The organism is Mesorhizobium sp. M4B.F.Ca.ET.203.01.1.1, assembly GCF_004791025.1.
Taxonomy (GTDB): domain Bacteria; phylum Pseudomonadota; class Alphaproteobacteria; order Rhizobiales; family Rhizobiaceae; genus Mesorhizobium; species Mesorhizobium abyssinicae.
Genome location: NZ_SRUO01000244.1, coordinates 1 through 298 on the forward strand (window position 1 = coordinate 1; position 298 = coordinate 298).

At 70.8% G+C, this 298-nt stretch carries 1 protein-coding gene; it reads right to left on the reverse strand.

What is annotated here, in order from left to right; all coding sequences use genetic code 11:
* A partial coding sequence (locus tag EN846_RS34510) for a hypothetical protein (protein ID WP_135928154.1) occupies positions 1-298 on the reverse strand: 298 nt, incomplete at both ends.

The following is a 298-nucleotide window of genomic DNA, read 5'->3' on the forward strand; positions in this document are numbered from 1 at the left end:
ATCGAAACTGGCGAACGTCGGCGCGCGTTCGTCGGCGGTCGCGAGCGCTTCGGCTTCGGGGTAGAACGGCGCCAGCTCCCACTGCGGGACATCCGGCGCAGGTGCGCTGGACGCGGCAAAGACCAGTGCTGCCTCGGCATCATCCTGCGTTGGCAGCGGCGAGGCACCAGCATCCAACGGGCTGGCGGCCACGACGCCTGCGGTGCCCAGCGCGCCGAACATCAGGCTGTTGTCAGGCACCCTCGGTGCCGGCGTGGCCGGCGGCGGATCGAAGGTGAAGTCCGGCAGCGGTACCGGC